16 protein-coding genes are annotated in these 24,628 nt (G+C 67.3%); 4 read left to right on the forward strand and 12 right to left on the reverse strand.

Annotation, left to right across the window (positions count from 1 at the left end; all coding sequences use genetic code 11):
* Positions 1-115 precede the first annotated feature (115 nt).
* Positions 116-2,410, reverse strand: coding sequence for a heavy metal translocating P-type ATPase (locus BAC01S_RS22415; RefSeq protein WP_043203266.1), 2,295 nt, complete (start codon positions 2,408-2,410; stop codon positions 116-118).
* A 267-nt stretch (positions 2,411-2,677) separates the two neighbouring features.
* Here BAC01S_RS22415 and BAC01S_RS22420 point away from each other — a divergent pair, with 267 nt between their 5' ends.
* Positions 2,678-4,108, forward strand: coding sequence for a DUF1254 domain-containing protein (locus BAC01S_RS22420; protein WP_027796772.1), 1,431 nt, complete (start codon positions 2,678-2,680; stop codon positions 4,106-4,108).
* Positions 4,109-4,303: 195 nt separating this feature from the next.
* Complete coding sequence (locus BAC01S_RS22425) at positions 4,304-8,107, forward strand: DUF748 domain-containing protein (RefSeq protein WP_027796773.1); 3,804 nt, start codon at positions 4,304-4,306, stop codon at positions 8,105-8,107.
* 85 nt (positions 8,108-8,192) lie between these two features.
* Here BAC01S_RS22425 and BAC01S_RS22430 read toward each other — a convergent pair whose 3' ends face one another.
* From BAC01S_RS22430 to BAC01S_RS32250, 6 genes are all read right to left on the reverse strand, one after another.
* Positions 8,193-9,668 (reverse strand): amidase, encoded by a 1,476-nt coding sequence (locus BAC01S_RS22430; RefSeq protein ID WP_043203269.1) that lies wholly within the window; start codon positions 9,666-9,668, stop codon positions 8,193-8,195.
* A gap of 156 nt (positions 9,669-9,824) precedes the next feature.
* Complete coding sequence (locus tag BAC01S_RS22435; protein ID WP_043203272.1) at positions 9,825-11,324, reverse strand: efflux transporter outer membrane subunit; 1,500 nt, start codon at positions 11,322-11,324, stop codon at positions 9,825-9,827.
* A gap of 10 nt (positions 11,325-11,334) precedes the next feature.
* Positions 11,335-12,489 carry an ABC transporter permease gene (locus BAC01S_RS22440; protein WP_027796776.1) on the reverse strand — a complete coding sequence of 385 codons (1,155 nt, stop codon included), beginning with the start codon at positions 12,487-12,489 and terminating at the stop codon, positions 11,335-11,337.
* Positions 12,486-13,466 carry an ABC transporter ATP-binding protein gene (locus BAC01S_RS22445; RefSeq protein ID WP_043203275.1) on the reverse strand — a complete coding sequence of 327 codons (981 nt, stop codon included), beginning with the start codon at positions 13,464-13,466 and terminating at the stop codon, positions 12,486-12,488. The genes BAC01S_RS22440 and BAC01S_RS22445 overlap by 4 nt, the downstream gene beginning before the upstream one ends.
* Positions 13,463-14,416: an HlyD family secretion protein gene (locus BAC01S_RS22450; protein ID WP_027796778.1), complete on the reverse strand. Its 954-nt coding sequence runs from the start codon at positions 14,414-14,416 to the stop codon at positions 13,463-13,465. Before BAC01S_RS22450 ends, BAC01S_RS22445 begins: the two co-directional genes overlap by 4 nt.
* Positions 14,413-15,117, reverse strand: coding sequence for a TetR/AcrR family transcriptional regulator (locus BAC01S_RS32250; protein WP_043203297.1), 705 nt, complete (start codon positions 15,115-15,117; stop codon positions 14,413-14,415). Before BAC01S_RS32250 ends, BAC01S_RS22450 begins: the two co-directional genes overlap by 4 nt.
* A gap of 193 nt (positions 15,118-15,310) precedes the next feature.
* On the opposite strand from BAC01S_RS32250, the gene BAC01S_RS22460 reads away from it, so the two are divergent.
* A complete protein-coding gene (locus BAC01S_RS22460) occupies positions 15,311-15,925 on the forward strand; it encodes a response regulator transcription factor (protein WP_043203277.1) in 615 nt (204 codons plus the stop codon).
* 78 nt (positions 15,926-16,003) lie between these two features.
* On the opposite strand, the gene acnA is transcribed toward BAC01S_RS22460, so the two are convergent.
* The 5 genes from acnA to BAC01S_RS22485 form a co-directional block, all read right to left on the reverse strand.
* A complete protein-coding gene (acnA, locus tag BAC01S_RS22465; RefSeq protein WP_027796780.1) occupies positions 16,004-18,721 on the reverse strand; it encodes an aconitate hydratase AcnA in 2,718 nt (905 codons plus the stop codon).
* Between the two features lie 67 nt (positions 18,722-18,788).
* Complete coding sequence (locus BAC01S_RS22470; RefSeq protein WP_027796781.1) at positions 18,789-20,252, reverse strand: bifunctional 2-methylcitrate dehydratase/aconitate hydratase; 1,464 nt, start codon at positions 20,250-20,252, stop codon at positions 18,789-18,791.
* A 26-nt stretch (positions 20,253-20,278) separates the two neighbouring features.
* Positions 20,279-20,821, reverse strand: a complete 543-nt coding sequence (locus BAC01S_RS22475; protein WP_027796782.1) for a hypothetical protein — start codon at positions 20,819-20,821, stop codon at positions 20,279-20,281.
* 164 nt (positions 20,822-20,985) lie between these two features.
* A complete protein-coding gene (locus tag BAC01S_RS22480) occupies positions 20,986-22,002 on the reverse strand; it encodes an HpcH/HpaI aldolase/citrate lyase family protein (protein ID WP_027796783.1) in 1,017 nt (338 codons plus the stop codon).
* A 172-nt stretch (positions 22,003-22,174) separates the two neighbouring features.
* The gene (locus BAC01S_RS22485) at positions 22,175-23,158 is read right to left on the reverse strand and encodes a malate dehydrogenase (RefSeq protein ID WP_027796784.1); all 984 of its coding nucleotides are present in this window, start codon (positions 23,156-23,158) and stop codon (positions 22,175-22,177) included.
* 514 nt (positions 23,159-23,672) lie between these two features.
* On the opposite strand from BAC01S_RS22485, the gene BAC01S_RS22490 reads away from it, so the two are divergent.
* Positions 23,673-24,473, forward strand: a complete 801-nt coding sequence (locus BAC01S_RS22490; RefSeq protein ID WP_027796785.1) for a GntR family transcriptional regulator — start codon at positions 23,673-23,675, stop codon at positions 24,471-24,473.
* The last annotated feature ends 155 nt before the right edge of the window (positions 24,474-24,628 follow it).

Consider the following 24,628-nt stretch of genomic DNA (forward strand, 5'->3'; position numbering starts at 1 on the left):
ACGCTGAAACGAAGATCCGGCGCTAGAAAGCGCCGATCTTCGGCATTACGGCGTGCGGACGCAATCCTTGAGGTCGTCGCGGGAAAAAGGCAAGCGTGTGCGGGTTGATCCCGGGTCAGTCGGTGCCGCGCCAGGCGCGCAGGAGCAACGCGTTCGTGACGACGCTGACGCTGGAGAACGCCATGGCGGCGCCCGCGAGCATCGGGTCGAGCCAGCCCGCGGCCGCGAGCGGTATGCCGATCAGGTTATAGACGAACGCCCAGAACAGGTTCTGCCGGATCTTGCGCCAGGTGCGCCGCGAGATGTCGATAGCCGCCGCAACGAGCAGCGGGTCGCCGCGCATCAGCGTGATGCCGGATGCATGCATGGCGACGTCGGTGCCGGTGGCCATGGCAATGCCGATGTCGGCGGCGGCAAGGGCAGGAGCGTCGTTGATGCCGTCGCCGGCCATCGCGACGATGCCGGCCGAGCGGATCTTGAGGTCGCGGATCGTGGCGGCCTTGTCGTCGGGCAGCACCTGTGCGTGGACTTCTTCGATGCCGAGCTGCGCCGCGACGGCCGCCGCGCTGCCGGCGTTGTCGCCCGTCACGAGCACGCTGCGGATGCCCATCGCCTTCAGGCGGGCAATCGCCTCGCGTGCGGTCGGCTTGACCGTGTCGCCGAACGCGAGCAGCGCGAGCACACGTTCGGGTACGCCCTCGGGCTCGCCGCCTTGCGCGCGTTGCATGCCTTGCGCCGCCGCGGTGGCCGACGCAATCAGCCACGAGACGGTGTTGCCGGCCTGTGCCAGCGTCTGCGCGCGCGCGACGAGCGCGGGCGGCGCGGCCAGCCCGAGTTCGTCGAGCCAGCGGCTGCTGCCGATCGCATAGCGGCGGCCTTTCACCTCGGCTTCCACGCCGCGTCCCGGCACCGCGCGGGCATGCGCCGCCGCGGGCGGCGGCGCGCCGTTCGATTGCGCTTCGAACGCCCGCAGCACGGCTTTCGCAAGCGGGTGATCGCTCTGCTGCTGCACGGCGGCGGCGAGCGCGAGCGCGTCGGCGCGCGTCATGCCTTCGGCTGTCTCGAACGCCGCGAGCGAGGGCTGGCCGAGCGTGAGCGTGCCCGTCTTGTCGAAGGCCACCACGTTCACGTTATGCGCGGTTTCGAGCGCTTCGGCGTCCTTGATGAGGACGCCGCGACGCGCGGCGGCGCCCGTGCCCGCCATGATCGCGGCAGGCGTGGCGAGACCGAGCGCGCAGGGGCACGCGATCACGAGCACGGCCACGGCGTTGAGGATGGCGGTTTCGGCGTGCGCGCCCGCAAGCAGCCAGCCCACGAGCGTCATCGTGGCGATCGCGAGGATCGCGGGCACAAAAACGGCGCTCACGCGGTCCACGAGGCGCTGGATCGGGGCCTTCTCGGCCTGCGCGCTCTCGACGAGACGGATGATGCGCGCGAGCGTCGTTTCGGCGCCGACGGCCGTGGTGCGCACGGCGAGCGCGCCTTCGCCGTTGATCGAGCCGCCCGTGACGGGGTCGCCGGGCGCCTTGGGCACAGGCAGGCTTTCGCCGGTGATCAGCGATTCGTCGATGTGGCTGCGGCCCTCCAGCACCACGCCGTCCACGGGCAGGCGCTCGCCGGGCCGCACGGCGACGATATGGCCCACCCGCACCGCCGCGAGCGGCACGTCGCGCTCGGCGCCGTCCACCACGAGGCGCGCGCGCTCGGGGCGCAGCGCGTTCAGGGCGCGGATGGCGTCGGTGGTCTGACGCTTCGCGCGGGCCTCGAGCCACTTGCCGAAGCGCACGAGCGTGATGACGACCGCCGATCCTTCGAAGTACAGATGAGCGACGTCGCCGGGATGCGCGAGCATCGCGTAGACGCTCACGCCCCAGGCCGCCGAGGTGCCCAGCGCGACGAGCAGGTCCATGTTGCCGGCGCCCGCCCGCACGGCTTTCCAGGCGGCGCGGTAGAAACGGGCGCCGAAAACGAACTGGACGATCGAGGCGAGCACGAGCTGCACGCCGGCGGAAGGCGTCCCGTGCGGGCCCAGCGCGTGGCCGAGCATCGGCAGCATGAGCGGCGCGGTGAGCAGCGCCGAGACCAGCACGGCCTGCCATTCGCGGCGCGCGAGGGCCGTTTGCCTGTCGGGTGCGCTCGGGCCGGCGGCGGGAGCGTCCTCGCCTTCCACGAGCGGCACGGCTTCGTAACCGGCTTTCGTAACGGCGTTTGCCAGGGCTTCGGGCGCGACCTTCGCGCCGGCCTCGACCGTGGCTTTTTCGGTGGCGAGATTGACGCTGGCGCGCGTGACGCCGGGCACCCTGGCGAGCGCCTTTTCGACGCGCGTCGCACAGGCGGCGCAGGTCATGCCGTGAATTTCGAATTCGGCGACACGCGTGTCACGGAGTTCTTCTATAAGGGAATCGTTCATGCTGGCGGGCCGTGATGCGATGGCTGCAATGGCTGTTTCGACATTGGGCAGTATCTACGTTCCCATGATGGGAAGGTCAAGGGCGTGCCGCGAACAACGCAGAATTCCGCCGCGACCGCTTTTCACGTCATGGCGTGAGCGATACGATACGATTCGCCGACATTGCCGCCATGCAGCGCGATTTCCACGGCCCCGGGGGGCTCCGCGCAGCGCCAGGCGCGCGTCGGCCACTTTCTGGACCGACTGCTTCGCATACAAGATCTACAAATGACAACAAAAAGTCGAGAGTACCCTGGTTACCGCACCTGCCTGGCACTTGCGGGGCTTGCCCTCATGGCGGGCTGTGCTGCCCCGCCGGGCGGTGTCGCCCCGAAAGCCGCCGGCTCCGGCTGGGTGAAGGACGAAGTATCCGACTCCTATGTGTTCGGCTACCCGCTCGTTCTCATGGACCTGTCGCGCGAAGCCGCCACCGGCAACGCGCCGGGCCAGTCCCCGTCGAATACGCTGCGGCACGCGCAGGCTTTGCCGCCCGTGGGCGCCGCGATTCCGCCCGAGCCCAATCTCGATACGCTCGGCTCGGCGGGCTGGCTCGATCTTTCCAGCGAGCCCGTGCTCGTGAGCCTGCCCGACACGCACGGCCGCTACATGGATGCCCGCGCGCTCGACATGTGGACGAACGTGGTCTGGTCGACGGGCGCGCAGTTGACCGATCATGCCCGTGGCCTGAAGGCGCAAACGATTGCGTTCGTGCCCGCCGGCTGGAAGGGCACGCTGCCGGCGCATGTGCAGCGCATCGACGTGCTGACGCGCAACGCCTGGTTCGTCGCGCGCATCGAGACACGCGGCGGCAGCGCCGACCTCGCGGCGGTGCGCCGGCTGCAGCGCGGCATCCGTGTCGCGCCGCTTTCGGCGTGGACCGATCGCAGCGGCCGCGGCGCCGACGCGTCGTCGGCAGGCGCGAGCCAGAGCGGCGATCCGGTCGCGCCGGGCACGCCGGCCCAGAAGGTTGCGGCGCTCGACGCCAACGGTTTCTTCGACCGTCTCTCGCAGGCGCTGGAAGACAACCCGGTCGTGCCCGACGATCCGCATGCACTGAAGATCCTCGGCGATATCGGCGTGCATCCGGGCGATGCGGTGCAATTGCCCGACGCGAAGGCCGCCGTGGCGGCCGGCTATGCCGACGGCCAGACGCGCGTCGCAACGCCGCCCTCGAACCTGCTGGCCGGCAACGGCTGGCTGTGGGTGGGCGACGAAGCCGGCAACTACGGACCTGACTATGCGCTGCGCGCTTACACGGCCTATACGCAGACGGGCCTGCCGACCTCGTCGGACGAGGTGCGCGCCCGCGTGACCCAGGACAGCGACGGCCACGCGCTCAACGGCGCGAACCGCTATGTGATCCACTTCGCGGCGAAGCAGTTGCCGCCGGTGCGCGGTTTCTGGTCGATCACGGCCTACACGACCGACGGCGCGCTCGACGACAGCGCGCCCGTGCGCGTGGCGCTCGGCGACCGCACCGGCGCGCGCCGCAACCGCGACGGCTCGCTCGACGTGCACGTCTCGGCAGACCGCCCGCGCGGCGGCGCGAACTGGGTGCCTGCGCCGCATGGCGATTTCCGGCTCGTGCTGCGCCTCTATGCGCCGAAGCACGCCGCCGTGGACGGCAGCTGGCAGCCGCCGGCGGTCGAGCGGCAGTAAGGCCGCCCTCCGCCCGTCCTCGCGCGGGCGGTAGTGCGGCGCGGCAACGGCGCGCGGAATGGGGGCGCGCGTTGGGGCGTTTTACAGCCGTGCCTGGCGCCATCGCGCCTATACTTTTCGCTGTCGGGAGCATTGACCGTCTTCCGGTTCCACTATCCGCGGCGGGCCTCTTTGCCGCGTCATTCGCAAGAGAGCATGGCAAGCCTCAACAAAGCGTCGCTGAATTCTTCCCTGCAGTCGGTCCGCGCCGTGGCGCGCGCACCCCGCACGCGTCACATCCTGATCGGCGTGCTGATCTTCTTCGTCGTCTTCGGCCTCCTCGGGTTCTTCGCCGCGCCGCCGCTCATCCGGCATGTCGCGGCCCAGCAGTTGAGCAAACAGCTCGACCGGCCCGTCACGATCGGCCGGATCGCGCTCAACCCTTACACACTGCGGCTCGAAGCCGACCGGGTCCATATTGGCGAACGCGGCGGCAATGGCGACTTCTTCGACGTCGAGCGGCTCGTCGTACAGCCGTCGTGGTCGTCGATCTTCCGTCTCGCCCCTATCGTCGATGAAGTGCGGCTCGATTCGCCGCGCGTGACCATCGTGCGGCTCGATGCGCAGCGCTTCAATTTCACCGACCTGATCGAAAAGTTTTCGAAGCCCTCGCAGCCCGGCAGCAAGCCTACGCCGTTTTCGGTCTCCAATATCCGCCTCGAAAACGGCCAGATCACCTTCGACGACCGTCTGCTCAACGAAAAGCATGTGATCGACCGCTTCACGGTCGGCATTCCGTTCATCGCGACGCTGGCTTCGAAGACCGATATCTTCGTCGAGCCGATGCTGCGCGCGCGCATCGACGGCGCCAGCACGCTCGCCATCGACGGCAAGACCAAGCCGTTCGCGGCCTCGCGCGAGTCGGAAGTGGCGCTGAAGCTCGACGCGCTCGACGTGCCGAACCTGCTCAGCTACGCGCCTGCGAAGCTGCCCGTGGCGGTGAAGAGCGGCAAGCTTTCGACGGACCTCAAGCTCGACTTCGTGATGTCGGAAGACAAGCCCGAGCTGCGCGTTTCCGGCACCGTCGACCTGAACGACATCGACGCCACGGACACGGCCGGCGCGCCGCTCTTCGGGGCGCGCAGCCTGCACGTGGCGGCGGCATCGCTCGTGCCGTTCAGCAATGCGTACCACTTCGACCAGATTCGCCTCGACGCACCGAGCGTCTGGATCGCGCGAGACCATAACGGCGTGCTGAGCGTCGAGAAGCTGGCGGGCGCGCAGCCGGCGGCCGGCGGTGGCCCAAATGCCGCGAACGCCGCGAGCGGCGCGGCGGCGGCGCCTCCTGCCGCGGCTTCCTCGGCCGAGGCGCAGACGGCGGTCAAGCCCGAGCCGCTCGACCTCGCGATCCGCCAGCTCGCGATCGACGGCGGCACGGTGCACGTGCATGACGAGACGCCGTCGCGTCCTGTGGACATCGTGCTCAACGACGTCGGCACGACGGTCACGAACTTCTCGACCGTGGCGAAGGCGCCGGCCCAGTACACCTTCGGCATGACGACGGCCGACGGCGGCACGGCGAAGGCCGCGGGCTCGTTCGGCATGGTGGCGAAGACCGCCGACTCGAAGATCCAGCTGCAAGGCCTGCCGCTCGTGCCGCTGCAGCCCTATATCGACAACCTGACCGCCGCGCAGATCGTGGACGGCAAGCTCAGCGTCGACGCGCAGCTCACGGCCGACTGGGCGAAGTCGCCCGCCGCCGTGCAGGTCGGCGAGACGACACTGAATCTCGACTCGCTCAAGATCGCGGCGCGCGGCGCGAAGGCCCCGGCCGTCGCGCTCGCGCAGGGCGCCGTGAAGGTGAGCCAGGTCGATCTCGCGGCGCGCACGGCGCGGATCGCTTCGGTGGATCTCACGGGCCTCGCGGTCAACGCCGAGCGCCGCAAGGACGGCAGCATCGACCTCATGCAGCTGGCGGGCAAGCACGAGGCCGCGCAGGAGCGCACGGCGATCCATGCGGCGCAGAAGTCGGTGCAGGAAGGCCCGGCCTGGCACTACAAGATCGACGCGTTCAACGTGAACGACGGCACGATCAACTTCACGGACAGCAGCACGCCGCGGCCGGTGAAGCTGGCCATCACGCCGCTCGACCTCAAGGTGCAGCAGATCAGCGACGACCTGGGCCACGCGCTGCCCGTCGAGCTGAAGGCGACGCTGAATCGCAAGGGCACGCTCGCGCTCAATGGCGACGTGAATCCCACTCCGCTGAAGGCGACGCTCAAGATCGACGCCAACCGCCTCGACGCCGCGGCGTTCGAGCCGTACTTCGGCAACCAGTTGAACGCGGTGATCGCGAGCGCGCTGCTCAACATGAAGGGCCAGCTCGCGATGGAGCAGGGCAAGGCGCTCAAGGCCAACTACCGCGGCGACGTGGCGGTGGTGGATATGCGCATGCTCGACAAGGCCACGTCGGACCCGTTCGCGGGCTGGCGCTCGCTGGCGCTCTCGAACCTGCGGGCGACCTACGACGAGGTGCGCGGCACCGACGTCGACGCGAGCCGCGTGACCTTTGCCGGGTTCTACGGGCGTGTGCTGCTCGACGCGCAGGGCAAGCTGAACCTGAAGGACGTGGTCGCGCAGCAGAGCGGCGCGGCGCAGTCGCTCACGCGCGATACCAGCGCTGAGAAGCGCGGCGGCCGCGAGCCCGTGCCGCTTTCGCCGCAGACCGCGAGCGAGGCGGCGGCCACCACGGCCATGCCGGTGGCGGCGTCCGCGCCCGCCGCCGCGTCGGCGCCTCCCACGGTCACGGCCGCGCAGGCGCCGAAGGCCCCTGTGCGGCTGCATTTCGGCGAGCTCGTGCTGCAGGACGGCCGCGTGAACTACACCGACAACTTCATCAAGCCGAACTACAGCGCCAACCTCGTGCAGATCCAGGGCAAGGTGGGCGCGTTCGGCACGCAGTCCACCACGCCCGCGCCGGTGGACGTTTCGGCAAGCCTTTCCGGCAACGGCCCGATCACGATCAAGGGCACGGTCAATCCGCTCATCGCGAAGCCCTCGCTCGACCTCACGGCCTCGGCGCACGACATCGAGCTCACGAATCTCACGCCGTACTCGACGAAGTACGCGGGCTACCCGATCACGAAGGGCAAGCTCAACGTAGACCTGCACTACCAGCTCGCGAACGACCAGCTCTCGGCGAACAACCATATCTTCATCGACCAGCTCACGTTCGGCGACCACGTCGACAACGACACGGCGACGAAGCTGCCCGTGCGTCTCGCGATCTCGCTGCTCAAGAACCGGCGCGGCGAGATCGACGTGAACATTCCCGTGTCGGGCTCGCTCTCGAACCCCGAGTTCAGCCTGGGCGGCCTGATCTGGAAGGCGGTGCTCAATCTCATCGCGAAGGCCGTGACGGCGCCGTTCACGCTGCTGGCTAACGCCTTCGGCGGCGGCGGCGAGGAGCTGGGCTACGTGGAGTTCTCACCGGGCCTGGCGGCGCTCAGCGACGCCGACCAGAAGAAGCTCGACACCATTGCGAAGGCGCTGGACGACAAGCCCTCGATCAAGATCGACCTGATCGGCCGCGTCGATCCGGCCGTGGATACGCCCGCGCTGCGCGAGCAGTACGTCGATCATCTCGTGCGCGCCGAGAAAGTGAAGGACACCGTGGGCAATGGAGAAAGCGTGGATACCTCGCAGGTGAAGGTGGACGACAAGGAGTACGAGAAATACCTCACCAAGGCCTATAAGGATGCGGACTTCAAGAAGCCGCGCAACATGATCGGCCTCACGAAGACGCTGCCCGACGCCGACATGAAGCAGGCGCTGGAAGACCACGCACCCGTCAACGACGCCGCGCTGCGCGACCTCGCGCAGCAGCGCGCGCAGGCGGTGCAGGCGTACTTCCAGGGCAAGGTCGATCCGAGCCGCGTGTTCATCGTCGCGCCGAAGCTCGACGCGAAAGGCATCGACGACAAGGGCGCCACCACGCGCGTAGATTTCGGGCTCAAGTAGCGCGCGGGTCCGAAGCGGAGCCCGAAACGACGACGGCGCCTTGCGGCGCCGTCGTGCTTTCTACAGAGAGCGGCTTGCCCGCGCCTTACGCGCCCAGCGCCGGCGGCAGACGCCGCTTGACCCACTGCGTTGCCTGGTCGTAGGCGTTGGCGAGCTGCAGCACGGAGAAGTCCGCAAGCGGCTTGCCGATCACCTGCAAGCCCATCGGCAGGCCCTGCGCGTTGAAGCCGGCCGGCACACAGGCCACGGGCAGCCCCGCGAGACTCGCGCCGATCACCACTTCCATCCAGCGGTGATAGGTATCCATCGTCTTGCCGGCGATGGATTTCGGCCAGGGCTCGCGCGCGTCGAACGGGAAGATCTGCGCGCTCGGCAGCACAAGGTAGTCGTAGTGCTCGAACAGGGCGAGCAGCGCGTTGTACCACTGGCTGCGCAGCACCGAGGCATTCCACACATCCTCGCCCGAAAGACGCAGGCCGCCTTCCACTTCCCACACCGCTTCGGGCTTGAGGAGCGCGCGCTTCGCGGGGTCGCGATAGAGCGCGCCCATCGAACCCGCGCAGGAAAAATGCCGCAGCGTGATCCACGACTGCCAGAGCTTTTCCATCGGATAGTCGGGGCGCGCGGCCTCGACGTGACAGCCGATGGCTTCGAAGTCCTTCAGCGCGGTCTCGCACAGCGCAAGCACGCCGTCTTCCATCGGCAGATAGCCGTCGTAGTCGCCAAGCCAGCCGATGCGCGTGTCGCCGAAGTCGCGCGCGAGCGGCGCGGCGAACGCCGATGGGTCCTGCGCGATCGAGAGCGGCGCGCGCGGGTCGTAGCCCGCCTGCACGGACAGCAGCATGGCGACGTCGGCGACGCTGCGGCCCATCGGGCCCGCGTAGCCCAGCTGCTGGAAGAACAGCTCCGGCGCGGGCGCGGAGGGCACCCGCCCTTGCGAGGGCCGGAAGCCGAACACGTTGTTCCACCCCGCCGGATTGCGCAGCGACCCCATCATGTCGCTGCCGTCCGCCACCGGCAGCATGCGCAGCGCGAGCGCCACCGCAGAGCCGCCGCTGCTGCCGCCCGCGCTGCGCGTGGGATCCCAGGCGTTGAGCGTCGTGCCGAACACCGTGTTGTAGGTGTGCGAACCGAGGCCGAATTCAGGCGTGTTGGTCTTGCCGATGAAGATCGCCCCCTGCTCGCGCATGCGCGCGGCCATCAGGTTGTCGGCCTTCGGCACTTCGTCGCGGAAGATCGGCGAGCCTTGCGTCGAGGCGATGCCGGCCGTGGGCGTGAGATCCTTCGGCGCCTGCGGGATGCCGTGCAGCCAGCCCAGGTATTCGCCGCGCGCGAGCTGGGCGTCGCGTTCGCCGGCTTCGCGCAGCAGCACGTCGCGCTCGCGGAGCGAGACGATCGCGTTGGCGGGCGTGTTCACGCGCGCGATGTGATCGAGAAACGCGCTCATCACCTCGCGGCACGACACTTTGCGAAGGCGGATCCATTGGGACAGTTCGAGCGCGTCGGCCATCACGATGTCGTGAGGCGAGGGCAGGGCTTGGGCGGGTGATGCCGGGTTCATACGTTGTTGGCTCTCGTGCGAGGGGGGACGGATGCAACAGCAGGGCCCTTGATTGTCGCGCAGCCTTGCAAGGGGCGAAAGGAAACGAATGGTTGTCTCAATATTACGTCCGGTTGCCGCTGTGTACCACGCGCGCTTCGAATGCTTTCGATGTGTTTACTGTGCCGGCAGTGCGGCGCCGCCCAGCGCCTGATAGAGCGCGGCCGTATCGGCGAGCCGGTCCGCCTGCGCGCGCGTGCGGTCGAGTGCGGTCTGCAGCGCCTGGCGCTGCGCGTCGATCAGGCTGAATTCGCTCACGCCGCCCGCCGTGTAGCGCGCGCGCGTCGCGGTCGCGCTTGCCTGCGCTTCGCGGTCGGCCGTATCGCGCGATTGCAGTTCCTGAGCGTCGTTCTCGAGCGCGCGCAGCGTATCGGCCACCTGCTGCAGCGCCTGCAGCACGGTCTGCCGATAGTCGGCGAACGCGGCGTCCCACGCGGCTTCCGAGGCCCGCTTTTTCGCGCGCAGTTCGCCGCCGTGGAAGATCGGCTGCGCAAGCCCGAAGCCGAAGTTCCAGATGTTCAGCCCGTCCACGACGTCGGCAATGCTCGTGCGCTCCGAGCCGATGCCGGCCGAAAGCGTGATCTGCGGATAGAGATCCGCCGTCGCCACGCCGACGTTCGCGCTCGCCTGGTGCAGCAAGGCCTCGGCCGCGCGAATGTCGGGCCGCGCGCGGGCGAGCGCGGAGGGCAGCGTGAGCGTGACGGTGTCGGGCAGATGCAGCGCGTCGAGCGTGAGGGCGTCGAATTGCGCATCGAACTGCGGGCTGGAGGGCGCCACGCCCAGCAGGGTCGCCAGCTGATGATCCGTCTGCGCAAGCTGCGTTTCGAGCGGCGGCAGCGTCGCGCGCGTTTGCGCCAGGAGCGTGCGCTGGCTGCGCACGTCGATTTCGGCCACGCCGCCGGCCGCGAGACGTGCCTCCATGATGGCGAGCTGGTGCGACTGCGTGTCGATCAGTTGCTGCGTGATCTCGATCTGCCGGCGCAATGAGGCGCGCCGCACGGCCGACGACACGACATTGCCCGCCACCGTGAGCCGCGCGGCCGCCAGTTCGTAGGCCTGATAGTCCACTTGCGCGAGCGTGGCTTCCAGCGCGCGGCGGTTCGCGCCGAACAGGTCGAAGACATACGAGACGCTGATTGAGGCGTCATAGAGCGTGAACGGCCCGGGACTCGGTATGCCCGTGATGCCGAACGAGGCGAGGTCGATCTTCTCGCGGGTGGCCGAGAGATTCGCGTCGACCTTGGGAAAGAGCGTGGCCCCTGCCTGCGCGTTGTAGTTCTCGCGCGCCTCGACGAGTTTCGCGCGCGCGGAGTCGAGCGTGGGGCTGGCGGCGAGCGCGGCGTCGACGAGCTGGTCGAGCGCGGGGCTGCCGAACTGCGTCCACCATGCGTTCGGCACGTTCTCTGCGGTGACGAAGGTTTGCACGCCGCCTGCACTGCCCGCATCGCTCGCGCCGACTGCACCTACCGCACCGACTGTTGCAGCGGGCGTGCCTTCGCGCGTCCAGGACGGAGAGGCGGGCGGGTTGGGCGCGTGAAAGTCGGGACCGAGCGTGCAGCCCGCGAGCACCAGCGCGCAAGCGATGGCGGAAAGCGCATGGGGCTTGTTGGTCGTCATGGCGAGCCCCCTAATCGAGCGTGCGCCGGTAAAAGCGCACCGCGACGCCCATCACGATGACAGCGAACACGCCGAGCGGCCAGATGGAGGGCCACAGGTCGACCCAGCCATTGCCCTTGAGCAGAATGCCGCGCACGAGGCGGTTGAAATAGGTGAGCGGCAGCAGGTTGCCGACGAACTGCGCCCAGCGCGGCATGCCGCCGAACGGAAACATGAAGCCCGAGAGCAGGAGGCTCGGCAGGAAGTAGAACACGGTGAGCTGCATGGCCTGCAACTGGTTTTGCGCAAGCGACGAAAGCGTGATGCCGACGGTGAGATTCGCGGCGATGAAGAGCAGCGCCGAGAGATAGAGCGCGATCAGGCTGCCCGCGAACGGCACGTGAAACACGAAGCGCGCGGCCAGCACGATGATGGTGGCCTGGATCAGGCCGATCGCGATATAAGGCACGATCTTGCCCGTCATGACCTCGACGGGCAGCACGGGGGTGGCGAGCAGATTTTCCATCGTGCCGCGCTCGCGTTCGCGCGTGATGGCGAGGCCCGTCATCATCACCATCGTCATCGTGAGGATCACGCCCATGAGGCCCGGCACGACGTTGTACTGCGTAATGCCTTCGGGGTTGTAGAGGCGGTGCACCTGCACGTCGAACGCGGCGGGCGTGCCGTTCAGGTGCGCGAGCGGCCCGGTGAGATCCTTCGCGGCGACGGGATCGACGAGCCCCGGCAACGCGGCGAGCGCGCTGGCGATGGCGGTGGGGTCGGTGGCGTCGGCTTCCAGCAGCAGCGACGGCTTTTCGCCGCGCAGAACCCGGCGCGAGAAGTCCACCGGAATGCTCAGCACGAACTGCACCGTGCCGCGCGCGAGTGCGTGCCGCGCGGCGGCTTCGTCGGGCAGCGTCTCCACGACGTCGAAATAGGCGGAGTTCTTCATGCCGGCCACGAAGCTGCGCGAAAAGACGCTGTCTTCGCCGATCACGAGCGCGGTGGGCAGATGCTTCGGGTCGGTGTTGATCGCGTAGCCGAACAGCGTGAGCTGGACGATGGGCAGGCCCACGATCATCGCGAACGTGATGCGGTCGCGCCGCAGTTGCAGGAACTCCTTGAGCACGATGCTCCACCAGCGCGACAGCGAGAATCCGAAAAGCCGCTTCGAAAGCCGTTTCACGTCGGGGCCCCGTAATTGTCGCTCACGCTGCCCATGAGGTAGATGAAGATGTCCTCGAGGCTTGTCTCGATGCGCTCGGCGCGCAGCGGCTTGCCGGCGACCGCGTGTTCGACGGCGGCCGCCAGCGCGGCGTGATCGAGTCCGCTCGCGTGCAGCACGGAGCCGAACACGACGGTCTGGTCGATACCCGGTGTCTCGCGCAGCCGGGCGGAAAGCGCGGCGAGCTGCTCGCCGTGGATGGCCCAGGTCGCCAGGTCCTGCGAGGCGATCACCTCGGCGGCGGTGCCCTGCGCGAGCAGCTTGCCGTAGGCGATGTAGGCCAGCTTGTGGCAGCGCTCCGCTTCGTCCATGTAGTGCGTGCTCACGAGCACGGAGATGCCGCGCGCCGCGAGGCGATGCAGCTCCTCCCAGAACTCGCGGCGCGCGTTGGGATCGACGCCGGCCGTCGGCTCGTCGAGCAGCAGCAGTTGCGGCTCATGCAGCATGCAGGCGGCCAGCGCGAGACGCTGTTTCCAGCCGCCGGAGAGCGCGCCCGTGAGCTGGCTCGCGCGGCTCGCGAGGCCGAGCGATTCGAGCGCGCGGTCCACCGCCTCGCGCCGGTTCGGCATCTGGTAGATGCGCGCGACGAAGTCGAGGTTCTCGCGGATCGTGAGGTCTTCCCAGTACGAGAAGCGTTGCGTCATGTAGCCGACGCGCCGCTTGATCTGCTCGCTTTCGCGCACGATGTCGTAGCCGAGGCAGGTGCCCGAGCCCGAATCGGGCGTGAGGAGCCCGCACATGAGGCGGATCGAGGTGGTCTTGCCGCTGCCGTTCGGGCCGAGGAAGCCGAAGATCTCGCCGCGCGCCACGCGCAGCGAGACGTTGTTGACCACGTGCTTGCTGCCGAAGTGCTTGTTGAGCTGGCGGACGTCGATGACGTAATCGGGCTGCGGCGCGCCTTCGTGCGCGCTCCCGGGCGGGTTTTCGTGCCCGCTCATGGGAGCCGCACCTCCACGGGCTGGCCCGGGTGCAGCTTCGCGGCATCGTCGGGCGAGGCATGCGCCTCGATCATGAAGACGAGCTTTTCGCGATTCTCGTTGCTGTAGATGACGGGCGGCGTGTATTCGGCGGCGTTCGAAACCCAGGTGATGGCCGCGGGGATGTCGGCCGCACAGCCGTCGCAGCGAATCTCGATCCGGCGGCCGGGCGCGAGCGAGCCGACCACGGCTTCCGGCACGAAGAAGCGCACTTTCACGTTCTGCGGCGGCAGCATCTGCACGACCGGGCTGCCCGCCTGCACCCATTCGCCCACGCGATAGAGCGTGTCGTAGACGAGCCCCGCCTGCGGCGCGGCCACGCGCTTCTGGTCGAGCTTCCATTGCGCCTGCGCGAGCGCGGCCTGCGCCGCCTCGATCTGGGCGGCCTGGGCTGCGATCTGCGCCGCGCGGCCCGGCAGGTTCGCCACCGTCACCTGATTGCGCAGTTCGCGCACCTGCGCGGCCGTGGAGGCGGCGTCGGCGCGCGAGTCGTCGAGCTGCGCGCGGGCAATGCCGCCCGCGCGAAACTGCGCCTCGTCGCGCGCGAGCTGCAGCGCCGCCTTCTGCGCATTGGCGACGGCTTCTGCGAGCTGCGCCTCGGTCACGCGCACCTCGGGCGGCCGCTTGCCCGTCTGCAGGTCGGCGAACTGCGCGCGCGCGGCGGCGAGCTGATGGCGCGCTTCGTCGAGCGCGGCGGTTTCGTCGGCGGCTTCGAGCGCAAAGACCGGCGCCGCCGTGGCGACCTGCTGACCGCGCTGCACGTCGAGCTCGGTCAGCGTGCCCGATTGCGAAGACGAGAGATAGACGTACTCGCCTTCCACGTAGCCTTGCCAGACCGGCGCTTCGTGTCGCGAGCAGCCCGCGAGCGCGGCTGCGGCGCAGAGTGCGGCGCAAAGTGGCAGACGGTTCACCGGGCGCTCCCGCGCGTGCGCGTCTTCGGTATGGGGGCCGGCGCCTGCAACGCGGCCGAGACGAGCGCGGTAACGTGCCGCTGAAGAGCGTCGGGTTCGATCTTCGGCAGGCCGCGCGTGGTCTGCCAGGCTTTCGCCGTGGCGAGCGGCAGCATGACGAGCGCAATGATCGACACGAAGAGCAGCGGCGCTTCGAGCGCCGGATTGACGGTGCCGCCGCGCTGCGCCTCGCCGATCTGCTGTGCGAACTGCTGCAGCCGGCCGACGGGCACCCGCGCGAGTACGCGCTCGCGCAGCAGGCCGCCTTCATTGACGATTTCGCGCAGCCATAGCGCCGGCAGCCACGGCAGGCGCCCGGTCACGTCGAAGAGCCGCGCGACGAGCGCGAGGGCCAGCGCGTGCGCATCTTCCTCGCCGCCTTCTGCAATGCCCGACCAGACGAATTCGATTGCGCGGGCGATGCGCTCTTCCACGACGGCGTCGAGCAGCTTTTCGCGGTTGGTGAAGTAGTAATGGACCATGGCGGAGGTGACGCCCGCCGCGGCGGCGATCTGGGCCATGGTCGTGGCGGCGATGCCCTGGTCGGCGAAGAGCTGCGTGGCGCAGGCGAGGAGGCGCTCGCGAACGTCGGGATCCGCGCTGGCACGACGCCTGCCGCGCGGCCGGGGCGGGTCGCCCTCGGGCTGCGAGGCGTGCGGCATGACAGGGGCGGTGGCGCGCTGGATCATTCTTCCAGTCTAATTCACGCGTTAGTTAAGTTCAAAGCCGGCGCGCGGCGAGGCAGGTTTTTATATTTTCGTGCCCCGTTTCAGACATCTCCTATACAAAAGTGCCGACGCGTCGTTCAGGCTGTGAGCTTCAGCCCTAGGGCTTTGAGCTCATATTGCCAAAAAAATGGACCAGACAATCAAGCGCATCGTGGCCATCGACGACCACCCCATCGTGCTCAAGATGCTTGCCAACGTGCTGCACCCGGAATACGAACTGGCGGGCGAGAGCAGTGACGGTGAAGAAGGGCTGCGGCTGGTGCAGTCGCTGCAGCCGGACCTCGTGATTCTCGATCTGGAACTGCCGAAGCTCGACGGCCTTTCCGTCATTCGCGCCGTTCACGCGAAGCAGCCGGCCACGCGCATTCTCGTGCTCTCGGCGAAGCCGGAGCAGGTGATGGCGAACCACACGCGCACCGCGGGGGCGAACGGCTATGTGAGCAAAAGCCGCGGCGTGGAGGATCTGTGCGCCGTGGTGAAGGCGGTGCTGCTGGGCTACGACTGCTTTCCGGCCGGCAGTTGCGGCGGCGTGCGCGACGCCGCGCTCAACGGGCTTTCGCCGCGCGAAGTGGAAGTGCTGCAATATCTCGCGCGCGGCATGAGCAACAAGGGCATTGCGGCGCGCCTTGGGTTGTCGGACAAAACGGTCAGCACCTACAAGACCCGCGTGCTCGACAAGCTCGGCGTGTCCTCGCTCGCGGCGCTGATCGAGTTCGCCACGCTCAACAAGCTTCTCGAATGAAAAAAAAGCCCGACTTTCGTCGGGCTTCCAAGTGTGACTGCATCCGTTGCCGGATGCAGCACCTGCAAAGCTTCCTGCTTACGCCGCCAGCAGCGAGCGCAGCACGAACGGCAGAATACCGCCGTGCTTGTAGTAGTCCACTTCGATCGGCGTGTCGATACGCAACAGCACCTGGATGCGTTGCGACTTGCCATCCTTGCGGTGGATCACGAGCGTCAGGTCCTGTTGCGGCTTGAAGTCGTCGGTCAGGCCCTCGACGTCGAACGTTTCTTCGCCGGTCAGACCGAGCGACGCCACGCTGTCCGAACCCTTGAACTGCAGCGGCAGAACGCCCATGCCGACAAGGTTCGAGCGATGGATGCGCTCGAAGCTGCGTGCGACCACGGCCTTCACGCCCAGCAGCTGCGTGCCCTTGGCTGCCCAGTCACGCGACGAACCCGTGCCGTACTCTTCGCCCGCGAACACCATGGTCGGCGTGTCGGCGTCGATGTACTTCATGGCGGCGTCGTAAATCGACATCTGCTCGCCGCTCGGCTGGTGGATCGTCAGGCCGCCTTCCACGCGCGTGCCGTCGGCCTTCGCCGGGATCATCAGGTTCTTGATGCGCACGTTCGCGAACGTGCCGCGCATCATGACGTCGTGGTTGCCGCGGCGCGAGCCGTAGCTGTTGAAGTCGGCCTTCTGCACGCCGTTCGCCTTCAGCCACTTGCCGGCCGGCGAGTCTTCCTTGATCGAGCCTGCCGGGCTGATGTGGTCGGTCGTCACCGAATCGCCGAAGATGCCGAGCGCGCGCGCGCCCTTGACCGGAGCGATCGACGAAGCCGGCTTCATCGAGAAGTCAGCGCCGAAGAACGGCGGCTCGGCAATGTAGGTCGACTTCGGCCAGTCGTAGACCTGGCCTTCCTCGCCTTCGATCTTGCTCCACAGGTCGCCCTTCTTCGTGAGCTGGCTGTAGTTCTTCTGGAACGCGTCGGCGTCGAGCGCGAACTTGAGCAGCGCGTTGACTTCGTCGCTCGTCGGCCAGATGTCGCCGAGGTAGATGTCGCGGCCGCCCTTGCCCTTGCCCACCGGCTCGGTCATCAGGTCGCGCGTGATGTTGCCGGCGATCGCGTAGGCCACTACCAGCGGCGGCGAAGCGAGGAAGTTCGCGCGGATGTTCGGGTGGATACGCGCTTCGAAATTACGGTTGCCCGACAGCACGGCGGCCGCCACGACGTCGTTCTTCGTGATCGCATCGTTGAGTTCCGGCGTGAGGTCGCCGGCGTTGCCGATGCAGGTGGTGCAGCCGTAGGCCGCCAGTTCGAAGCCGAGCTTCGAGAGGTACGGCAGCAGGCCCGTCTTCGTCAGGTATTCGGTGACGATGCGCGATCCCGGGGCGAGCGAGGTCTTGATGTGCGGCGCCACCGTGAGGCCGGCTTCCACCGCCTTCTTCGCCAGCAGGCCGGCGGCCAGCAGCACGCTCGGGTTCGACGTGTTCGTGCACGAGGTGATCGCGGCGATCAGCACGTCGCCGTTATGCAGCTTGACGCCGTCGGTCGTCTTGTACTCGGCCGCGAGGTCGTCCGCCTTCTTGGCGAAGCCGTTTTCGGCAACCGGCTTCGAGAACAGGTCGGTGAAGGTCGACTTCACGTTGCCGATCTCGATGCGGTCTTGCGGGCGCTTCGGGCCAGCCAGCGACGGCGTGACGGTGGCGAGGTCGAGCGTGAGCGTCTTCGTGTAATCGATTTCGCCCGCCTTCGGAATGCCGAAGAGCTCCTGCGCCTTGAAGTAGTTCTCGAACGCTTCGATCTCGGCCTTCGTGCGGCCCGTGCCCTTGAAGTAGTCGATCGTCTTTTCGTCGACCGGGAAGAAGCCCATGGTCGCGCCGTATTCCGGCGCCATGTTGCCGATGGTCGCGCGGTCCGGCAGTGACAGCGAGGCCGTGCCTTCGCCAAAGAATTCGACGAACTTGCCGACCACCTTCTCCTTGCGCATCATTTCCGTGATGGTCAGCACGAGGTCGGTGGCCGTGCAGCCTTCGCGCAGCTTGCCCTTCAGCTCCACGCCGACCACGTCCGGCGTGAGGAAGTACACCGGCTGGCCGAGCATGCCGGCTTCGGCTTCGATGCCGCCCACGCCCCAGCCCACCACGCCGATGCCGTTGATCATGGTGGTGTGCGAGTCCGTGCCGACGAGCGTGTCCGGGTAGTAGACGGTGTCGCCGCCTTCAGCCTTTTTGTGCACGCCGCGCGCGAGGTATTCCAGGTTGACCTGGTGGACGATGCCGATGCCAGGCGGCACGACCTTGAACGTGTCGAACGCCTGCATGCCCCACTTCATGAACTGGTAGCGCTCGTTGTTGCGCTGGAATTCCAGCTTCATGTTCAGGTCGAGCGCGTCCTTCTGGCGGAAGTAGTCGATCTGGACCGAGTGGTCGACGACGAGATCCACCGGCACGAGCGGCTCGATGACCTTCGGATCCTTGCCGACCTGCTTCGCGACGCCGCGCATCGCGGCGATGTCGGCGAGCAGCGGCACGCCCGTGAAGTCCTGCAGCACGACGCGCGAAACGACGAACGGGATTTCGTCGACGCGGGAGGCCGTGGGTTTCCAGTTCGCGAGTTGCTCGATGTGCTCTTCCGCGATCTTCTTGCCGTCGTAGTTGCGCAGCACGGACTCGAGCACGATACGGATCGAGACCGGCAGGCGGTTGATCTTCACGCCGAGCTGCTTGCCGAGTTGCGGCAGCGAGTAGAACTTGCCTTTGCCGGAACCGCTGTCGAATTCCTTTAGCGTCTTGTGGAGATTGTGGGCCATGGTGTTTTCCTTCGTTTAATCGCGGAAATTACGCTTACGACACGTTTGCTGCTGTTTACCTTACTTCTCAGATCACGTACATGTCGACGTACTCGTTGACGGGCATGGCGTAAAGCCGTGCCGCATCGAGCGAGACGTCGAGAATCGCCTGCTGCTGCTTCGCGGGGAAGCGGCGCGCGAGGTTGGTGCGAAACTTCTCGACCAGCAGCGGGATGCCTTCGTCGCGGCGCCGCTTGTGGCCGATCGGGTATTCCACCACGACTTCCGCGAGCGTCGTGCCGTCGTTCAGCTCGACGGTCAGCGCGTTGGCAATCGAACGCTTGTCCGGATCGTGGTAATCCTTCGTGAACTGCGGGTCTTCGACACAGGCCGTCTTCGCGCGCAGCGCGTCGATGCGCGCGTCGCCCGCCACGTCGTCCTCGTAATCGGCGGCCGTGAGGCGCCCGAAGAGGAGCGGCACGGCGACCATGTACTGGATGCAGTGGTCGCGGTCGGCCGGGTTCGCGAGCGGCCCGGTCTTGTCGATGATGCGGATCGCCGCTTCGTGCGTGCGTATCGTGATCCGCTTGATGTCCTCCGCCGTCTTGCCCATTTGCGCGAGCGTGCCGTGCAGCGTCATCGCGGCTTCGGCCGCGGTCTGCGCGTGGAATTCGGCGGGGAACGAAATCTTGAACAGCACGTTTTCCATTACGTACGTGCCGTAGGGGCGCTGGAAACGGAACGGCTGTCCCTTGAACGAGACGTCGTAAAAGCCCCAGGTCTGCGCCGTGAGCGCCGAGGGGTAGCCCATCTCGCCCGTCTTCGCGATCAGCGCGAGGCGCACGGCGCGCGAGGTGGCGTCGCCGGCGGCCCACGACTTGCGCGAGCCGGTGTTGGGCGCGTGGCGGTAGGTGCGCAGCGCCTGGCCGTCCACCATCGCGAGCGAGACGGCGTTGATCAGCTCGTCGCGCGTGAGCCCGAGCATCTGCCCGACCACGGCGGTCGAGGCGAGCTTCACGAGCAGCACGTGGTCGAGGCCGACCTTGTTAAAGGCGTTTTCCAGGGCAAGGCAGCCCTGGATCTCGTGAGCCTTCACCATGCCGACAAGCACGTCCTTCATGGTGAACGGCGGCTTGCCGTGGGCGACGGCCGTGCGCGAGAGCCAGTCGGCCGTGGCGAGGATGCCGCCGAGATTGTCCGACGGGTGGCCCCATTCGGCGGCGAGCCACGTGTCGTTGAAGTCGAGCCAGCGGATCATCGCGCCGATATTGAAGGCGGCCTGAACCGGGTCGAGCTGGAATGAGGTGCCCGGCACCTTCGCGCCGTGCGGGACGATCGTGCCCGGCACGACCGGTCCCAGCAGCTTGGTGCAGGCCGGGTAGGAGAGGGCCTCGAGCCCGCAGCCCAGTGTGTCGATCAGGCAATGACGCGCGGTCGAGAGCGCGAGTGCGCTGTCGACACCGTCTATGGCAAACCCGTTCAGGACATAGTCGACGATATCGACCAGGACCTGATCCGGCTGGGGCCGGACATGGGCGATCGGAGCGGACATCGAGGCTTCCCGTGCGCCTTGGGCGCTTACTGGCCCGTCGCGCCGCTGGCGGCCGCCGGAGCGCGGTTCGCCGGGTTCAGCGCCTGAGCCTGGGTCGGCGCCAGCGCGCCTTGCTGCATTGCAACAGTCTTGCACTCGTCGGCCAGGCGCGAGCTGTCCTTATCCGAGAACAGCATCGCCTTGGTCGGGATCACGACGAGGTCGAGGCCCGTGGCGGCGTCGTGGAAGCGGTCGGCCCCGGTCGTGGTGACCTGGCGCGGCAGGTTGTAGTTCTTGTCGGCCCAGTGGACGGTGACGATCTGGTCACGCGCCATGTCGCCCTTCAGGTCGAACGCCATGCCTTCGGCGCAGCTCCAGTGTTCCGAGCCTTCCGGGATCGGATCGACCTTGGCTTCCTTGGCCGGGTTGGCCTTGCGCTTGATGATGCGATGCTTCGGGGCCGGCTTTTTCGGCGTCGTGGCGGCCGTTTTGGCCGTGGTCGACGATGCCTGGGCGGCGGCGTCGTTCGCGGCCAGCAACATCGACGAGGACAGTGCGCCAACAACGGCGGCGATCAGCAATTTCTTCATGGAGTCAGACCTTTATCTTTCAAACTCGGTTGATCAGTGCGCGGCCGCGCGACGCGGCCACAAGCTAGCACTGCGCACGCCCCGAGAGCGCGCAGCGGACGCTATTTTCACCTATTTGTCGGCTTGAACTTCAATTTCTGCGGCGCGGTGTGATTTACCTCGATTCACGGCGCGTTCTCCCGCGCGAGTTCGCCCGGCGCAAAAAGCGGTGCGGCCTCGGGCGGCACGGCGCGGCCCGTGGCGCGCGCGCGGCGCAGCACGGACCAGTAGTAACGGTAGCTCGCGCGGTCATGCAGGGTGTCGCCGTGGCGCGTCGGGCCCCACTGCGCGCTTTGCGCCGCAAGCAGAATCTCCGTGGCCAGCGCGATTTCCTCGTCGCGCGGCGCGAACGCGGCCACGATGGCGGGAATCTGCGCGGGATGGATGCTCCACATGCGCGTGTAGCCGAACTCGTTGCGCGCGCGGGTCGCGTCGTTCGCGACCACGTCCATGTCGCGCACTTCGGTGCTGACGTTGTGGGAGGGCACCTTGCCGAACGCGTGGCAGGCCGCGGCGATTTCCAGCTTCGCGCGGCGCACGAGCGGGTGATCGAACTGGCCGGGCGAGCGCATGGCGGAATCGGGAATCGCGCCGTCGTGCGCGGAGACGAAGTCCATCAGGCCGAAGCTGAGCGCCTCGACACCGCGCAGCGCCGCGAGGTCGAACACGCGCGCGAGCGCGCCGTGCGTCTCGACCAGCAGTTGGGCGGGGATCGGCTTGTCGATGCCCATTTCCACGCGCGTCGCCTCGATGAAGGCGACCATTTCGGCGGCGTCGCCCAGCGCTCGGATCTTCGGCAGCGTGATGAACGCCGGCGCGCGCTTCGCGGCGCGCAGGATCAGGCGCACGTCGTCGCGCCAGTGCGGATGACGGAAGTCGTGAATGCGCACGCCGACGCGCCCGTAGCGGTCGTGCTCGCTGCCGAGCAGCGACGCCACGAGTTCGGCGTGCCCGGCTTCGCGGCCCACCTGGGCGCCGTCTTCGCAGTCGAGCGTGATGTCGAAGACGGCCCCGAGCTGCTGCTGCAGCGCGAGCGATTTCAACATCAGCTTCTCGCTGCCGGCGTAGTGATCGCACGCGGGCAGGAGGGGGGGCGGCGCTTCGCCGTCAAACAGCACTTCGGCGGGAGTGATGGCGCGCATTGTCGGCGTCGGGGGTCGAATTTTGGGAGTCAAGCCTGATTCGGATGCGTTCTGCGCGGGGCGCAAGGCGCGTGCGGATCAGGTCGTGCGCGAGCCGGGGCATTCCCGGGCAGGCGCGCAAAAAAGCCGGAACCCGCGACGCTCACTGGGTTCCGGCTTGCCTGCATCTGGCTTACTTGAGCAGGTGAGCGACGCCGTCGCGCTCTTCGAGCAGCTCGTTCAGCGTGCCGTCCATCTTCTCGCGCGAGAACGCGTCGATTTCGAGGCCTTCCACGCGCTTGTACTCGCCGTTTTCGCAGGTCACCGGCACGCCGTAGACGATGTCCTCGGGGATGCCGTACGAGCCGTCCGACGGGATGCCCATCGTGACCCACTTGCCGTTCGTGCCGAGCACCCAGTCGCGCACGTGGTCGATGGCCGCGTTGGCCGCCGAAGCCGCCGACGAGAGGCCGCGCGCTTCGATGATCGCCGCGCCGCGCTTGCCGACGGTCGGGATGAAGGTGTTGCGGTTCCATTCGTCGTCGTTGATCAGCTTCGTCAGCGACTGGCCTTCCGCCGTGGCGACACGGAAGTCCGGGTACATCGTGGGCGAGTGGTTGCCCCACACGGCGAGCTTCTCGATCGAAGCGACCGGCTTGCCGGACTTGGCGGCGAGCTGCGAGAGCGCGCGGTTGTGGTCCAGGCGCAGCATGGCCGTGAAGTTCTTCTTCGGCAGATCCGGCGCCGACTTCATGGCGATGTAGGCGTTCGTGTTGGCCGGGTTGCCGACCACGAGCACCTTCACGTCGCGGCTGGCGACGTCGTTCAGCGCCTTGCCCTGGACCGTGAAGATTTCGGCGTTGGCCGAGAGCAGATCCTTGCGCTCCATGCCCTTCGAGCGCGGACGCGCGCCCACCAGCAGGGCGACGTCGGCGTCCTTGAACGCGACCTTCGGGTCGTCCGTGATGACCACGCCGGCGAGCAGCGGAAACGCGCAGTCGTCGAGTTCCATCACGACGCCGTTGACGGCGGCTTGCGCTTGCGGCAGGTCCAGCAGTTGCAGGATGACGGGCTGATCCTTGCCGAGCAGGTCGCCATTCGCGATACGGAACAGCAGGGAGTAAGCGATCTGACCTGCGGCGCCGGTGACGGCAACGCGCTTTGCGGGCTTAGCCATTGAAAATCTCCAGGAAGGTGCGTTAGACGCCAGGGTAAAACGCCATTCTATATGCGCGTTACACGAAGCGTTCGTGAAACAGGCTGGCGTGGTGCCGGGCAGGTGTCCGGCTGGCTGTCGCGACCGGTTTCACGCGCCGCGGCAGGGCGGCCGGACCGGTAACCTGTGCGACAAAAGCCAAGGGAAACGGGACGCCGCATCAGGTGTGCCGACTCCTGCAACAGCTCGCTTTGGCTGGTCCACGAGGGCGTGGCGCGAGGGGCGCCGACGGGGCGGATCGAAACCTCTACTGCGGTGAGGGAACAGCATGATGCGAAGGTGCCTTGCGGCGCGGCGCGCCACAAGGTAGATGCTGCCGGCGGCTTCTTGCCCGTGAGGCGTGCCTGCCCGCAAACCCTTGCTCGATCGGCAGTGTAGGAGTCGGAAGGGTCAAAGTCAACCGTATCTTATGTCTTATATAAGACATATCTATGACACGGGAAAGGCTGGACGCCGGGGCAGGCTTTGTGTTGAAATGCGCGCCATGAGTGCGAACCCGGTCAGTCACGCCAATTCACCCGCTCCGGAGAGCGGTGCGAGTGCGTCCGCACCGGCGGCTTCCCCCACTTTCAGCCCGCTCTATCAGCAGATCAAGGGGCTCATCACGCAGAGCCTCGAGACCGGCGAATGGAAGCCCGGCGAGATCATTCCCAGCGAAGTCGAACTGGCTGCCCGCTATAAGGTGAGCCAGGGAACCGTGCGTAAAGCGATCGACGAACTTGCTGCCGAAAACCTGCTCGTGCGCCGCCAGGGCAAGGGTACGTTCGTTGCGACGCACAATGAAGAGCGAGCCCAGTTTCGCTTTCTTAGATTGCTGGCAGATGACGGTGCCGAACATCCCCACGTCAGCAGGCTGCTCGAATGCCGGCGCTTGCGCGCTTCGGCGGATATCGCACGGCAGCTGGACCTGAAGCCCTCGGATCCCGTGGTGCTGATCCGGCGTCTGTTGCAGTTCGACGGCGAGAACACCGTGCTCGACGAAATCTGGCTGCCCGGCGCCGTGTTTCGCGGCCTCACGGCGGAGCGTCTTGCCGAGTACAAGGGGCCGCTCTACGCCATGTTCGAAGCCGAATTCGGCACCCGCATGATTCGCGCGACGGAGAAGATCCGCGCGGTGGCGGCGGAGCCGGCCGTGGCCGATCTGCTCAACGTTCCCGCTGGCTTTCCATTGCTTTCAGTCGATCGGGTGTCCTATACCTATGGAGACCGGCCGGTCGAAGTGCGCCGTGGATGGTATGTCACAACCGGGTATTACTATCAGAATGACTTGAGTTGAGTGGGACGCGCGTCTGCCGTTTCAGCGGCGCGCGGCCTGTCCCGAGACGCCTTCATTGCGCGCGCATCCAGTGGTTCGCGGGGCGGATTTCGCTGCAGCGCGATATGAAAAGGCGCTAAAATCGCATATTAGTGTTATTACATAGTAGGGGTCTA

This window comes from Paraburkholderia acidipaludis NBRC 101816, from assembly GCF_000684975.1.
In the GTDB taxonomy this organism is placed as follows: Bacteria; Pseudomonadota; Gammaproteobacteria; order Burkholderiales; family Burkholderiaceae; genus Paraburkholderia; species Paraburkholderia acidipaludis.